Annotated in this window: 13 protein-coding genes; 6 read left to right on the forward strand and 7 right to left on the reverse strand. The window is 47.6% G+C overall.

The window, feature by feature from the left end; all coding sequences use genetic code 11:
- Positions 1–40 precede the first annotated feature (40 nt).
- From JM642_RS19990 to JM642_RS20000, 3 genes are all read right to left on the reverse strand, one after another.
- The gene (locus JM642_RS19990) at positions 41–1,513 is read right to left on the reverse strand and encodes a capsule assembly Wzi family protein (protein WP_172589768.1); all 1,473 of its coding nucleotides are present in this window, start codon (positions 1,511–1,513) and stop codon (positions 41–43) included.
- Between the two features lie 66 nt (positions 1,514–1,579).
- A complete protein-coding gene (gene coaD / locus JM642_RS19995) occupies positions 1,580–2,071 on the reverse strand; it encodes a pantetheine-phosphate adenylyltransferase (RefSeq protein ID WP_011718800.1) in 492 nt (163 codons plus the stop codon).
- 33 nt (positions 2,072–2,104) lie between these two features.
- Positions 2,105–2,308, reverse strand: a complete 204-nt coding sequence (locus JM642_RS20000) for a hypothetical protein (RefSeq protein ID WP_144375925.1) — start codon at positions 2,306–2,308, stop codon at positions 2,105–2,107.
- 38 nt (positions 2,309–2,346) lie between these two features.
- Between JM642_RS20000 and JM642_RS20005 the strand changes: the two genes are divergently transcribed.
- Together JM642_RS20005 and JM642_RS20010 are read left to right on the forward strand one after the other, a co-directional pair.
- A complete protein-coding gene (locus JM642_RS20005) occupies positions 2,347–3,417 on the forward strand; it encodes a glycosyltransferase (RefSeq protein WP_203432441.1) in 1,071 nt (356 codons plus the stop codon).
- Positions 3,418–3,733: 316 nt separating this feature from the next.
- Positions 3,734–4,906 (forward strand): glycosyltransferase family 4 protein, encoded by a 1,173-nt coding sequence (locus JM642_RS20010; RefSeq protein ID WP_203432442.1) that lies wholly within the window; start codon positions 3,734–3,736, stop codon positions 4,904–4,906.
- A 35-nt stretch (positions 4,907–4,941) separates the two neighbouring features.
- On the opposite strand, the gene JM642_RS20015 is transcribed toward JM642_RS20010, so the two are convergent.
- From JM642_RS20015 to JM642_RS20025, 3 genes are read right to left on the reverse strand one after another with little or no spacing between them, the layout of a single operon-like run.
- Positions 4,942–6,018, reverse strand: a complete 1,077-nt coding sequence (locus JM642_RS20015) for a CDP-glycerol glycerophosphotransferase family protein (RefSeq protein ID WP_203432443.1) — start codon at positions 6,016–6,018, stop codon at positions 4,942–4,944.
- A gap of 19 nt (positions 6,019–6,037) precedes the next feature.
- Entirely contained in the window at positions 6,038–7,123 is a 1,086-nt protein-coding gene (locus JM642_RS20020) for a glycosyltransferase (protein ID WP_203432444.1), read from the reverse strand.
- 52 nt (positions 7,124–7,175) lie between these two features.
- Positions 7,176–8,219, reverse strand: a complete 1,044-nt coding sequence (locus JM642_RS20025) for a glycosyltransferase family 9 protein (protein ID WP_203432445.1) — start codon at positions 8,217–8,219, stop codon at positions 7,176–7,178.
- Positions 8,220–8,307: 88 nt separating this feature from the next.
- Between JM642_RS20025 and JM642_RS20030 the strand changes: the two genes are divergently transcribed.
- Positions 8,308–9,060: a 3-deoxy-D-manno-octulosonic acid kinase gene (locus tag JM642_RS20030; RefSeq protein ID WP_203432446.1), complete on the forward strand. Its 753-nt coding sequence runs from the start codon at positions 8,308–8,310 to the stop codon at positions 9,058–9,060.
- Positions 9,061–9,073: 13 nt separating this feature from the next.
- On the opposite strand, the gene waaA is transcribed toward JM642_RS20030, so the two are convergent.
- Complete coding sequence (gene waaA / locus JM642_RS20035) at positions 9,074–10,348, reverse strand: lipid IV(A) 3-deoxy-D-manno-octulosonic acid transferase (protein ID WP_203432447.1); 1,275 nt, start codon at positions 10,346–10,348, stop codon at positions 9,074–9,076.
- A 245-nt stretch (positions 10,349–10,593) separates the two neighbouring features.
- Between waaA and JM642_RS20040 the strand changes: the two genes are divergently transcribed.
- The 3 genes from JM642_RS20040 to tdh all read left to right on the forward strand — a co-directional run bounded on the left by JM642_RS20040 (position 10,594) and on the right by tdh (position 13,731).
- Positions 10,594–11,241, forward strand: a complete 648-nt coding sequence (locus tag JM642_RS20040) for a TetR/AcrR family transcriptional regulator (RefSeq protein WP_037424052.1) — start codon at positions 10,594–10,596, stop codon at positions 11,239–11,241.
- Between the two features lie 259 nt (positions 11,242–11,500).
- Entirely contained in the window at positions 11,501–12,694 is a 1,194-nt protein-coding gene (locus JM642_RS20045; protein WP_037424055.1) for a glycine C-acetyltransferase, read from the forward strand.
- 11 nt (positions 12,695–12,705) lie between these two features.
- Positions 12,706–13,731: an L-threonine 3-dehydrogenase gene (gene tdh, locus JM642_RS20050; protein ID WP_037429853.1), complete on the forward strand. Its 1,026-nt coding sequence runs from the start codon at positions 12,706–12,708 to the stop codon at positions 13,729–13,731.
- Positions 13,732–13,782: the final 51 nt, after the last annotated feature.

Raw genomic sequence — 13,782 nt, forward strand, 5'->3', positions numbered from 1 at the left:
AAGGCCTGCTGATTTGCAGGCCTTTTTATTGGATTAGCGCTTAAAAACGATATTCAAAACTGCTAAAGAAGGTCGCATTAGTATCGTTTTCTTGTATATCAAACTCCGATCTCGATACTGTACCGCCCAAACTCCACATGCCCTTCCACACCGGCATACGGTAGGACAACTCTAGCATTAGCAAGTCTTCCTTCGGCGGTTGCGGGGCCCATGTGGTAGCCACATTGGTGCCGTCTTTATTCAACTTGGCATAACGCAGTAGCGAGGTAAAACCGCGGCTGTTATGGAACTGACCAACCAAACCAAACACAAAGACTTGAGCATCGCTATCATAGGTCGAGCCTAAAGCTCTGCCGTAGTAACGCGCTCCACTGAGGTAAACAGGATCTTCATAGAAGCAGTTAGGCTTACCATCACACTCGACAAAGGTATCCGAGTATTCCATAAACAGCTTGAACTGTTTACCCGATGTGCCGAAATGAGTATCTATACCCCAGAGTGAGCCGCAATCGCTGCCGTTTTCGCAGCTGCGTTCAAGGTACAAACCAACGGGAATATCTTGCCAAGTATCTGCATAGCGTAAATCGATGCTCTGAGTTCTATGGCCCGCGTCACGACGTTGTTCGGCAAGGCAAGAATCTGAACCATCGATACAAACAGCACTGCCCGCCACCGAATCCCACCAGGAATCGAAGTCGCAATTCTGCCCTTCGCCACAAAAGAGTGTCGACCAAGACAGACCAATTTCTAGCTGCTGAAGGGGTTTGGCGGTGAAACGCATATCCCATTCAGCCGTTTTAGGCACGGCACGCTCTTTTTCAGCCATGCTAAAGCCAGTCTTGAAGGTCCAAGGACCAATCCAAGATAACCATGGCGTTTCGAAGGCGGCGGCATTATTGCGGCTGAGCGACAGTGACTGCATAGGACGCGCGTTATTAGAGCGATGCAATGCCGAATCGAATCCTGGGCCCCACCATTGCTCAACCGTACCTAAGGTGGCAATCCAGTTCCCCATGATCACCGCAAAATAAGACTCATCGAGGCGGAAGTTCTTGTTATCTTGCGGATCATACGTCTCGGCAACTGTGGTTTTATAGGCCACACGTGAGCCTAAATATTCGTAGGAGGCTTTAACCTCCCCCTTTTCACGGTAGTCGGAGCCATAATGCTGGAAGCGAGCGGGATCGGTCGCACCCGAGAGTTTAACCCTCGCATTGCCGCGATTATCGACGGCGTTTTGATAGTAAAAGTTCACGCGAGCAAAGGCTTGCACTAATCGGGGAGACAATAGCTCGGGTTCGACTTTTGCTAAGTCACCACCAATACCAGACCACATCAAGGGAAAGGTATTCACAGGCACACGGATCACGCCCGCATCGGCCAGTGCTTGAATATCGGCTCTTAAATAAATATCCGAGGCATCCACCCAAGGGGCGGCAGCAACGGAAGCAGAAAACAGTAAACCAGATGCAACGCTAGCAGCGAGGATAGTGGGGGTCAAAAAAGCCTTCATAACATCCTTTTCATTATCATCGCGAGGCCTGATGCCTCAAAGGTTTTATAGAAATACTCAGCCTTATCAGGCTTTTGCGAGGTTAAGCTTGGCGGTCAACGCGCTTGCTACCTCAGGGTGAACAAACTGGCTCACATCACCGCCATGCAGCGCGACTTCCTTCACTAAGGTGGAAGAAATAAAGGAATTTTCTTCGGCCGGTGTTAAAAACACGCTCTCAAGATCTGGGCTTAATCTACGATTCATATTGGCCAATTGGAACTCATACTCAAAGTCAGACACTGCACGCAAACCACGCACCAGCACGCTCGCACGCTGTTCCTTGGCAAAATCCACCAGCAAGCCCGAAAAACCAACCACTTCGACATTATCCAAATGCGCAGTGACACGATTCACCAGCTCAACGCGCTCCTCGAGGGTAAATCTAGGTTGCTTGGATGGATTGGCTGCAATACCAATAATCACATGCTTAAACAACTTAGCCGCACGCTCAATCAAATCGGCATGACCATTGGTAATGGGATCAAACGTCCCAGGATAAATTGCTCTTGTATGCACTTTGCTGGCTCGACTCAGATAAATACCTAAAAATCACTGCCGCCAGTCTACTCGTTTTAGCCACTTGAGTGAATCTTCCAGATAAAAACCACCAAAAATCCCATTAAAAATTGAAATACTGGCAAGAATTCCTCGGATTAAGCCCATGTAAAGGCATGAGCTGATATAATGCCGACTCGCAATATATTGGATTAAGTAGGCAATGGTTTTCATCCAACCGAGGAGGATTAAAACCATACTGCAACCGATTAAGTCCACGTAATCAGAGCACTTATATGAAAAAAATCGCCATTTTTTGCCATAACTTTTTCTCGAATGGCACGGTCAAAATTGCCTTATCCCAGGCCGAAGTGCTGCAGGAAGCCGGGCAAGATGTTCACCTCTTTGTGTTCCATAAAGAGGGAGATTTTATGCCGCCAGAAAATGTGACGATTCATTACCTGTATGACGCCGGCCAAAAGCCAAGCCTACAGGAACAAAGACAACGCCTGAAGGCCAAGGTGGCCGAAGCGGAACAATCGGGTAAGTTCTCGTTATTTTTAAGTAACTCGACCGACTGCGATGTAGTTGTATCGGGTTGCGACTTCGAACCCTGCTACTACTTTTGCCACTGCGCCCTTAAGCAAGAGCTATTGATGGAATTAAAGCGCGGTCCAGTGCATTTCTGGCGCCGCTGGAAAAAAGCCAAGGCACTGATAGGCAAAAAAATCATCACGGTTTCCAATGGCATCGCCGATGAGCTCAGAGCCACTTCCTGGCTCAAACCACAAAGCGTTCAGACAATCTATAATCCCTTTAGATTGGAGGAGATCCGCAAGAAGACTCAAGAAGAAATTGCCGAGATCCCAAGCGAGCCTTATATGATCCATGTCGGCCGCGTGACACGGCAAAAGCGCCACGATATTTTGTTTAAGGCACTTAGGGATATGCCAACAGCCCCTAAACTTGTCCTGCTGTGCAACCGCCCCAAAAAGGCGCGCAAACTGGCCAAGAAATACGGTGTCGAACACAGAATCATCACTCCAGGGTTTCAACACAATCCCTACGCTTGGATTGCCAAGGCCGAGTTGATGTTACTCAGCTCAGATTTTGAAGGCTTACCGACCGTTGTAATTGAGTCTTTAGCCTGTGGTACGCCTGTCGTCAGTACGGATTGCCCCCATGGGCCCAATGAAATTCTCACAGGCCATTTAGCACAATATCTCGTCCCCGTTCGCCAACCCGCGCTGCTGGCGCAAAAGGCACTAGAGTGCTTAGCCTCACCACCTGCTTTAAACAATCTAGACATATTAAAGGCAGTAGATAGCCAATATATTGCCGCTCAATATATTAACTTAGCGCAATAAATTACCATTTTAATTAGAACGCCATTTCTTATATTGGCGTTTTAATTAAAATTGCAACAAATTGATACAGAATGGGTGCGCATTAAATATTTATACAACAATTGTATCAATTATGTTTTTAATTCAATTAATCACCCTAATGCTTTTATTAAACTGATACAAATTAAACACATTTAAAAAACCTAGCTATATAAAACTCCGTTCTGTATTAATAAAATAATTATTTAATTGATCGGAAGAATTAAAAACCTCAAAATACTCGTCTTCGAATAAATTTGTCTCACAAATGGACGTTGTGAGTATTTTTGGGGTAATTATGGGTAAGCTAAAGGTCGCTTTATTAGTCGATGAATATTTTGGTGGTACAGGTACAGTGTACGGTGGATACGGCTTTCTTGCCCGTCATCTGATCGCCAAACACTTACCCAATGAGAATATTGAAGTAGAAGTACTGATAAAGAAAGATTGTAGTAAACAGCGCTTAATTCCCCGTCGTTATATGATTGATGGTATCAAAGTGTATCGTCTTGCTGCTAAGTTTATGGATTTTCTTAATATTAGATTCTTAAAAAAGAAAAACTATGATCTTTTCTTATCCATCGAAATGACGACACATTCCTATCGTATTCTTAAAACAATCCCAAATATCGATAAAAAACTGTTGTTCTGGGTTCAAGATCCACGCCCCGATTACGAGTGGGATGAAATTAATACCGTAAAACTCTTTCCTGAGAAAAGTTATTGGGATAGCAACATTTATCAGTTTGTCCACGACCTATGGGCAGCGGGTAAAGTTTCCTTTATTTCTCAAGCACGTTTTCTCGATAGAAAAGCGCGGGATCTTTACAACCTCGACGATAAAACCGAGATCAAATACTTACCTAATCCTATCGAAATCGATCACAGCTTCGATGTCGAAACCCACCCGAAGAAAAATCACATTATCTTCCTCGGCCGTATCGAGTCGGTTAAGCGTGGCTGGTTGTTCTGTGAGATTGCCAAACTGATGCCAGAATATGAGTTTTTCATGCTTGGTCAATCCTTTAGACAATCGAAGAAAAACCAATCCATCATGAATAACTACCTCGACATCCCTAACTTACACTTTGTGGGGCATGTTGAGGGTGAGAAAAAGGCACAGTTGATTAAGGACGCTAAGATTTTAGTGAATACCTCAATCCACGAGGCACTACCGATTTCGTTTTTGGAAGCCTTATCCTACGGAACGCTGCTCGTGAGCTGTCGTGATCCCGATGAACTCACCAGCCAATTTGGGGTATTTACCGGCACGGTATTAGGGGATGGTTTCGATAAAGTCCCACTCTTTGTCGACGGTATCCGCCATTTGATGGAAAACGAGCCGCTACGCCGAGAGCTGGCGCTAAAAGCGGTTAACTACATCAAAGCTAACCACAGCATTGAAGATTTTCAGAAAAACATGCAAGAAATTATCTTTAAGCTGGTCGAAGAGACTAAAGCGCAAAGCTAAAAACAAGGCCGACACTATGTCGGCCTTACTTTTTCTTAAAACAATTTCCAATAACCTAACTTGCGGCGCATTTTAAAGTGTCGCAGTAGGTTCAATGGCTTAGGTTTAAGCCAAGCGGTTCCCTTATCAATCAAGGCATCGGTCGCCGCGAGTACACGCTGGCTAGACTGACCATCTCCCGTGGGGTGAATTTGATTACAATAATCATGGATATGCGCCATCAAATCATCGGGGCGGCTAAGCGCTCGAGTGAGTGCAGGTTCAATCTCTTCGACTCGGTTAATATCGATTAAATGCGCCTTCGGTGACTGATTTTTAAAGGTCACTACAGGCTTACGCTGCATTAAAAACATCAATAAAATCGAGGATGTATCGCAGAGCATCACATCTCCCGCCTGCAAAAGTGGGATCACGTTGTCGGTTTCCACAAACTGCAGATTCTCATTTTCGAGAGTCTTGTATTGCTCAACAATACTTGGCTTCATCTTAGGGTGGAATTGTACCAACCAGCGCCACTGGCTCTTTTGCGACAGGGCTTTAATCTGCTCGAACACCTCAGGCGCACAGGTCAGACTGGGGGAGAATGTCGAGCAAAACAGCACTACAGGCCGAGGATCATCGGGCTTAATGTAAGGATTATCTTTATTTTCAATAAATAAAGGATCGAGTGCTGGCCAGCCCGTTTCGGCTACGGTAAAGGTGCCGAATTTTTTCTCTAGCTCAAGGAAAGGTAGCGTCGTCGCCGGCCCTTGGGTGCAATACAGGTCAAAGCAATCGCGGATTTCGAAGTGATCTTCTCGCCCCTTATGATTCATTTTGCCCGCATTAAAACCGTGGAACACACCCACTTTTACCCCAGGGATAAAGCTTGGCACTACGTTACCCGGCACAAACACCGCATCGGGTTTCCATGCCTTAACGGCATCGATATCGAGTAAGCGTTTTTCATCCGCTTTAAGGAATTTGGGGTCGACCTCACGGCCTTCGAGGAACCAACACGCCTCATCGCCACGCGCCAGAATCACTTGCTGCAGCGGCCTTAGCATCGCATAGGAATAGTTCTGTGCGATGTAGAACAAATAACGTCTTTTGTTTGATTTGCGCGCTTCCACCGCTTTCTCCTCGGGTAAATTATTTCGCTAGCGCGAGATATTGTTCGGCAATCGCAGTCGCATCCACCTTAGCTAAAATCTCCACATGTTCGAGGGATGGCGGCTGCGCGACCACGGCATCAATCATCTTGGCCAAGGCCGCAGGATTACGACGGGGCACAAGATAGGGAGCCAAATTTCCGGTCAAAATCTCATTCGGTCCGTGTGGGCAATCGGTACTCACCACTGGTGTGCCACAGGCTAAGGATTCGATTAATACCGTCGGCAATCCTTCGAAATCGGAACTCAGCACCAGTGCTTTCGCACGTTTGATCCAAGGAAAAGGATTAGTCTGGAATCCAGGAATGATTAAGCGCTTCTCGATGCCGAATTTCTTCGCTGCTTTAATTGCCTTCTTATGGTTATGGCATAACAACACTACGGGTAGCTGATTTTGGGTCTGTTTAAGAGCCTCAAACAACACATCGTGGCGCTTCTGCTTAGCAAAACGCCCCACGTGGATCAGATAGTCACCCTGAGGAATTTGCGGATTATCTTGCTGTGACTGAGCAACAATCTCATTAAATTCAAATGGATTGTAGATAGTTCGCATGGATGCTGGCTGCAAACGTCCCTTAGCTTGAATCTCTTTAGCTATGCCGTTGGACACAGTGATCAAATGCTGGCCATTGAGCGCTTTTTTCGCCCGCAGTTTCTTATAGTAGGCGAAGGGGCCTAACTTAAACTGACGACTCAATTCTTCTTCAACCGACGAGTGCACAATCACATAGAGTGGTGTCACCCCGGTTTTGGTCATCATCAAATTGGTCTTATCAAGATTAGATAAAAACAGATCGAACTTACCGACTCGGGACTCAATCTCGGCAATCTTTGCCCGTAACTTATCGACCGATGCCCCAAGGCGCCCGAAGTGGTCATAATCTTTATCTTTGTCGGCAAAGCATTGATGAACAGGTAAATTATCAGGGGTTTCGTAATAACGATTATCTTCCATGACCAAAAAATGCGGCTCATGCCCTAGGCTAATAAACTGCTTTGCCAAGGTAATCATGACCTTCTCGGCTCCACCACCCGCTAAACTGTCGATGGCTATGGCTATCCGCATGATTTTTCTCCTAAACGATAATCTAAAACTCAGGGTGACAGGCTAACAGTGGTTAACTGTGTGTCTGCTGAATAACCTGATCAAATTTCTCAATCACGGCTTCGACACTAATTAACGCCATAAGGTGCTCGCCTTTGGCACGGGTGCCCCATTTCACCTCACCGCTTTGCTGTGAGGCGATGGCCTCTTGATAGGCGCTCACCACATATTGCTGCGATAAATAAGGCCCGGTGCGACCTGGGTTGGAATGGGCATATAAACCTATAACTGGCGTCCCTTGCGTGACCGCCATATGTGCAGGGCCCGTATCGGGCGCTAACACTAGGTTGGCGCGTTTCAGCAGAGCCAGTAATTGAGTCAAACTGGTTTTACCGACTAAGTTATCGAGTTTGGCAGAGCACGCATTAGCAATATCTTCGGCCAATGTCTTTTCAAGTGCTGTTGGGCCACCGCAGAGAATAACTCGATACCCCTTATTCACCGCATGTTGCGCCACGGCGGCATAACGCTCGGGCAGCCAATTACGCTCGGCTTTACTGGCGGCCGCGCAAATGACCAATACCTTCTCATCATCGACAATATGGCGCTGGGCAAATTCAGTGTCCGCTTGAGGGACAGGAATATTCCAACTCGGGGTAATATCGCTAACACCAATCGCCTTGGCGAACCCCATAAAACCGTCGAGCACATGGGGTTGAGCTAAAGGTTCTACTCTATGATTGGTGACTAGCCATTGACCTTCTTTGGCGCGGGCACGGTCGAATCCGACCCGAACCTTTGCCGAAATAGCGAGGGATGCCAAGGTCGCACGCAGCGCCACTTGCATATGCAGCAGCACATCAAAATTACGGCCTTTCAATGCCTTATGCAGATAAAAATAGCTACGCCAGCCTTGGGATTTATCGAAAATCACAAACTCAATGCCGGGCAAGTGTTTCAGCAACTGATATTCAAGTTTACCTATCACCCAAGTGATTTTGAGCTGGGGATATTGGCGCTGAATGGCCTGCACCATCGCCACGGCATGACAGACGTCACCGATAGCCGATAGCCTCAACAGGCAGAGAGAATTCATGGTGTTAATATCTAAACTCAAGCGAATAGCCCTTAAGGTTATTTGGCGCAAGCTGAGGATCTTAATGTAGAATGGCCGCAGGTGCCACGCTTAAGTCAACAAATCTCCCATGAACGCACAAATCAAAATCATAAATACTGCCAATGGCTATATGGCACTTTGCCAAGATACGCCAGAGGACATCACACCGGCTTGGTTCTCGGTCGATTTTTGGCGCGAAAAAGCTGCAGTTGTGGGTTCATCCAAGGGCCGCTATACCACTTGGTTTGTAGCATTTGAGCACAGTCATTGGGTACTGCGACATTACTGGCGCGGCGGCCTGATGGAGAAATTCAGTAAGGATGCCTACTTCTATACCGGGCTTGAAAACACTCGCGCCATGGGTGAATTAAGGCTGCTTGACCTGCTTTACCGTGAGCAATTTGCGGTGCCTAAACCTATTGCCGCCAATGTTGTGCGTGATGGCTTATTTTACCGTGCCGACATTATTATTGAGCGGGTCGATGGCGCCGAAGACTTGGTCGCTAAGTTAACCAAAGGCACGATGAGCCAAGCCCAATGGCAAGCACTTGGCGCCACCATTGCCCAGTTTCATCGCCGCGGCGTTTACCATGCCGACTTAAACGCAAAGAACATTTTGTGGCAACCACAGCAAGCGGATAGCGTACAAGAATGTTTCTATCTGATTGATTTTGATAGGGGTGAAATCAAAACGCCCAATGCCCAATGGCAAAAGGCGAACCTTGAAAGGCTGCTACGCTCCTTCAATAAAGAACAAGGTAAGCAGCCAACACTTGCCTTTACACCCGCTAATTGGGCTGCATTGCTCGAGGGTTATCATTCAATTATCCCAAAAGCCTAATACCTCAGTGGCACTAGGCTGTTTGGTGCATGAGTAACGATTCGGCGAGAGCAAACTGACGCTGCAAAGCACCACGATTGGCTTCTACCACGGCAAGGCCTGCTTCAGCGGCTTGTTGGCGTAAAATCGGCTGCTCAAAATACTGGATCAAATTATCACCTAACTCTTGCCCTGAACTCACAATCCGCAAGCCTCCCGCATCTGCCAACATTTGGGTAATTTGGGCAAAATCCCAATGGTTTGGCCCTACCATTACTGGCACGCCCATGGCCGCGGGTTCGAGGGGATTATGGCCCCCATTTTCAATCAAAGTACCTCCCACAAAGGCTTGATCGGCCGCGCCATAAAAGGTTAATAGTTCACCCATGGTATCGCCCACCAGCACCTGCGTCGCGGCAGTTATAGCTCGAGCATCACTGCGGCGCACATATTCAAAACCTTGGCTAGCAGCAACCTCCGCTACCGCCGCAAACTGCTCGGGGTGACGCGGCGCAATGATCAGCAGCGCCTCCGGCCACTTAGCGAGCAACCGTTTATGGGCACTTAACATGGCATCAAACTCACCGGGGTGGACACTACCTGCTACCCACACGGGCGCCGTCTCACGCCCCCAAGTTTGTCGTAGCGCTCGTGCTAAGGTTAAGCGCTCGGGCGTAATACTCAAATCAAACTTCAAACTGCCGCAAACAGTCACTCTGTCAGCAGGCACTCCAAGGTCGATAAAACGCTGCGCTTCGGCTTGGGTCTGCACAGCAACCACATCTAAGCGTTGCAACATGGGACGACTTAATTGCGAACGCTTGGCATACTGCGCCGCCGATTTAGCCGACAGCCTAGCATTGGCGAGCATCAAGCGCACGCCGCGCTTAGCAGCCAGTGCCAGCAGATTCGGCCATAACTCAGTTTCCATTATGATGCACCATTTAGGGGATAACTGGCGCAGAAAACGGCTCACACACCAAGGCAAATCGAAGGGCAAATAGCAGTGCTGCACTTGATCACCAAAGGCTTTACGTACCTCGGCAGAGCCGGTGGGACTGGTGGTAGTAACCGTAATGCTTAGCTCAGGGTGCATTTGCATAATCAAACGGATCAAGGGAATAGCCGCGAGCGTTTCTCCCATCGACACCGAATGGATCAGTAAATCCGTCGGTTTAAGTTGGGCTAATCCGAAGCGTTCGTCCCAACGGCCACGATAGTCTGGACTTTTAATGGCTCTAAAAGCCAAATAGACAATGAGTAGAGGGGATAAAAGATAAAGCAACACACTGTAAAAAAATCGATTCATAAAATCGTGCTGATGAGATTTTGCCTGTTGGATAAAGGCAATGTTAGCATAATATACCCAAGCGACCTCAAGATACGAGTTCAAGCCTCTCGAAGTTGTTTGCGTATACCAATCCTATTGAATTTTTGTGCGTTGGGGCTTAATCAATAGGGTTTTAAATTAGGGATAATTTACCAGCAGTGTAGCGGTCGTTGGTTAGCCTTCTTTAGTCAATTTGCAGCGTTCACTAGCCACTTGGAAAACATATGAAAACCCGCGACAAAATTATTTACGCCAGCCTTGAGCTGTTCAATGAGCATGGCGAACGAAATATCACCACCAATCATATTGCCGCTCACCTAAATATGAGTCCCGGGAATCTTTATTACCACTTCCGTAATAAGGAAGATATTATTCAGTCGATCTTCAGTCTCTACGAGGCGCACCTTGAATCGGGGTTTCAGCCCTATGAGGGCGAGCAAGTCAACGTAGAACAGCTGATCGGCTATTTTGATGCGATGTTTTACACCCTGTGGCAATTTCGTTTTATGTACGCCAATTTGGCCGATATCCTCGCCCGCGATGAAGAATTAAAAAGCCGATATTTGCACGCCCAGCAGCAAGTATTAACCCGTTCAAGTCACGTGCTAGGTAAACTCAAGCAGGATGGTTTTTTAAATATTGATAACGATAAAATCACCCCACTTGCCGACACCATCAAGATGATTGTGAGTTTTTGGATTGGTTATCAGCTTACCCAGTCGAGCACGTCCACCATCACTAAAGGCATTTTGTACGAAGGAGTATTGCGGGTTTTGATGATTTTTAAGGCCTACGCCACGCCAACCTCCCAAGCGACCTTCTGCCGTTTAGAGCAGCACTACCACGAGTTAGCGACCCAAGATTCGCTTTAATCGTCCGACGCCGTCGCATTTAGCGCTAAACTCAACAGGTTGAACGTGCTAAATGCGGGCTCAATTCATGCCGTTGGCGGTGATGCGACATACATGCCGACTATGTTGCACATTAGTTTTTATAATGTAACAACCCCTTTAGCCCTAAACTAATTTATCTAGCTAACCTGCATGAAAAAAAGGCTGTAGGCCGATAGGGTTTAGCGTTAGAATGCCGCAACTCCCAGAATCAGAATAAAGTTAACTAAGGAGATATCAGGTGGCCTCTACCTCATTCTACGCACAGATTAATCAACAGCTTGCGGATATCAAAGCCGAAGGTTTATATAAAAGCGAGCGTGTTATTGCCTCACCGCAACAGACAGCCATTCAAGTAAATAACCAAGAAGTTGTTAACTTTTGTGCCAACAACTATCTAGGCCTAGCCAATCATCCTGAACTCATCAAAGCCGCACAGCAAGGCTTAGACAGTCATGGCTTTGGTATGGCGTCGGTCCGTTTTATTTGTGGAACCCAAGACATCCACAAGCAACTCGAAGCCAGCTTGAGTGAGTTCCTCGGCATGGAAGACACGATTCTGTACTCTTCTTGCTTCGACGCCAACGCGGGCCTATTCGAAACCCTGTTAGATGCCGAAGATGCGATTATCTCCGACGCCTTAAACCATGCCTCTATCATCGATGGCGTGCGTTTATGTAAGGCCAAACGTTTCCGTTACGCTAACAACGATATGGCGGATTTAGAGACGCAACTGATCGCTGCAAAAGCAGCTGGCGCGCGCAATATTTTGATCGCCACCGACGGCGTATTCTCAATGGACGGCGTCATCGCCAACCTGCAAGGTGTGTGTGACTTAGCCGATAAATACGGTGCATTAGTGATGGTTGACGACTCACACGCCGTGGGCTTTGTTGGCCAAAACGGCCGTGGTTCACACGAACACTGCGGTGTGATGGGTCGAGTCGATATTATCACTGGCACCTTAGGCAAAGCCTTAGGCGGTGCATCGGGCGGTTTCACTTCAGGTAAAAAAGAAGTCATCGACTGGTTACGTCAACGCTCTCGCCCTTACCTATTCTCTAACTCATTGGCGCCTTCGATTGTAACTGCCTCTATCCATGTATTAGAGATGCTCAAATCGGGCCAAGCACTGCGTGAAGCGGTATGGGAAAACAGCCGTTACTTCCGCGAGAAAATGTCAGCGGCAGGCTTTACCTTAGGTGGTGCCGACCACGCAATTATCCCAGTGATGATTGGCGATGCCAAATTGGCGAGCGATTTCGCTAACCGCTTATTAGCAGAACATATTTACGTTATCGGCTTCTCATTCCCAGTCGTGCCAAAGGGACAAGCCCGTATCCGTACTCAAATGTCGGCAGCCCACACCCGTGAGCAACTCGACAAAGCAATTGAAGCCTTTACCCGTATTGCTAAAGAAATGGCGATTATTTAGGACCCTACAAAATGAAAGCACTAAGCAAGTTAAAAGCCGAAAAAGGCATTTGGTTAGTCGATGCGCCTAAACCTGAAATGGGCCATAACGATCTACTGATCAAGATTAAAAAGACCGCCATTTGTGGCACCGACATGCACATCTACAACTGGGACGAATGGTCACAAAAAACCATTCCAGTGCCTATGGTGGTAGGTCACGAGTATGTGGGTGAAGTGGTTGATATCGGACAAGAAGTTCGTGGCTTTAACATTGGTGACCGCGTTTCTGGCGAAGGCCATATCACCTGCGGCCACTGCCGTAACTGCCGCGCAGGTCGTACCCATTTATGCCGTAACACCTCAGGTGTGGGTGTAAACCGCGAAGGTTCATTTGCCGAATATTTGGTTATCCCGGCCTTTAACGCCTTCAAAATCCCCGATGATATCAGCGACGATTTAGCCTCTATCTTCGATCCATTCGGTAATGCCGTGCACACAGCTCTGTCGTTCGACTTAGTGGGCGAAGACGTGTTAATCACTGGCGCGGGTCCTATCGGAATTATGGCTGCGGCCGTATGTCGCCACGTAGGTGCGCGCCATGTAGTGATCACCGACGTTAACGAATACCGCTTAGAGTTGGCCCGTAAAATGGGTGCTACCCGCGCCGTTAACGTGGCTCAGGAAAACCTGAAAGACGTGATGAAAGAACTCGGCATGACCGAAGGATTTGACGTGGGTCTAGAAATGTCTGGCGTACCTTCTGCCTTCCACGCCATGTTAGATACCATGAACCACGGCGGCAAAATCGCGATGCTCGGCATTCCGGGTGGTGAAATGGCGATTGATTGGAGCAAAGTGATCTTCAAGGGTCTGGTCATCAAAGGCATTTACGGCCGTGAAATGTTCGAAACTTGGTACAAGATGGCAAGCTTGATCCAATCTGGCTTAGATATTTCGCCTATCATCACGCACCACTACAAGATTGATGATTTCCAAAAAGGCTTCGACGCTATGGGCTCGGGCCAATCCGGTAAAGTCATCCTCAGCTGGGATTAATTCTCTTAGCTATGCCAGTCACGGGGCTGTACACATGCAGCCCCATGTTGC

It is taken from the genome of Shewanella sp. LZH-2, from assembly GCF_016859145.1.
In the GTDB taxonomy this organism is placed as follows: Bacteria; Pseudomonadota; Gammaproteobacteria; order Enterobacterales; family Shewanellaceae; genus Shewanella; species Shewanella xiamenensis.